Source organism: Stenotrophomonas sp. YIM B06876 (genome assembly GCF_030711595.1).
Lineage (GTDB): Bacteria > Pseudomonadota > Gammaproteobacteria > Xanthomonadales > Xanthomonadaceae > Stenotrophomonas.
The window spans coordinates 1-1,157 of record NZ_JAUJUJ010000261.1; the positions used below are offsets into that span (position 1 = coordinate 1).

Sequence of the window (1,157 nt, forward strand, 5' to 3'; positions counted from 1 at the left end):
TGGGCGCGGCCGAACGCGCAAGGCCGATGGGAGATCCTCGGCGACCCGGCGCACAAGATCACCAGCGCGCAGCTGTACCGCGTGGACGAGGCGCTGGCCCTCTACGGCGCCATCAGCGCGCCAACGCTGGCCGTCGAAGCCGACAGCGACAGCCTGGGCCAGTGGTGGAAGGGCAAGTATTCGCTGGCCGAGTACCACGAGCGCCTGCAATCCGTGCCCGACTGCCGCACCGCCGTAGTGCACGACGCCGGCCACATGCTGCACCACGACCAGCCCCAGGCCGTGGCTGCGCTGATCGAGGGCTTTCTCCGTTGAATCTGGGTCAAATCGGCCCCTAACGCTTGTTCAGCTTGCGCAAGCAGCTATCAAACTTGATTTTTTCAGCGCGGCGGCAGGCCTGCGGGGCATTACCGGGCGCTTTGGCCGCTCCATGAGAAAATCGCTGCTTATTCCACCGAACACACAGGACAGCACCATGGACGCAGAACACATCAACCAGATCGGCAACACCCTCATCGACCTGTCCGAGCGCACGCAAGAGTTACGGGGGTATCTTTGACTACGATGCCAAATTTGAACGCCTGCGCACGGTAAACGCCTCGCTCGAAGACCCCGCGGTCTGGAACGACCCGAAGAAGGCCCAGGAGCTGGGCAAGGAAAAGAAAGCGCTCGACGGCGTGGTGCTCACGCTCGAGCGCCTGACGCGCGAGCTGGCCGACAACACCGAGCTGTTCGAGATGAGCGCGGAAGAAGGCAACGACGCCGATCTGATGGCCATCGCCCAGGAAGCCGCCAAGCTGCAGCCCGNCACGCTCGAGCGCCTGACGCGCGAGCTGGCCGACAACACCGAGCTGTTCGAGATGAGCGCGGAAGAAGGCAACGACGCCGATCTGATGGCCATCGCCCAGGAAGCCGCCAAGCTGCAGCCCGAGATCGAGGAGCTGGAGTTTCGCCGCATGTTCCGCAACGAGGCCGACCCGCTCAGCTGCTACCTCGACATCCAGGCCGGCGCCGGTGGCACCGAGGCCTGCGACTGGGCCGGCATGCTGCTGCGCCAGTACCTGCGCTACGCCGAGCGCAAGGGCTTCAAGACCACGGTGGACGACGAGACCCCGGGCGACGTCGCCGGCATCAAGGGCGCGACCATCCACATCGAG

1 protein-coding gene and 1 pseudogene are annotated in these 1,157 nt (G+C 65.1%); both read left to right on the forward strand.

Annotation, left to right across the window (positions count from 1 at the left end):
* Nucleotides 1-315, forward strand: a 315-nt coding sequence (locus tag QZH66_RS16575; RefSeq protein WP_305806966.1) for an alpha/beta hydrolase, incomplete at its 5' end; no start/stop codon positions are given.
* Between the two features lie 160 nt (nt 316-475).
* Nucleotides 476-1,157: pseudogene (locus QZH66_RS16580) on the forward strand (PCRF domain-containing protein); the annotation flags it as partial.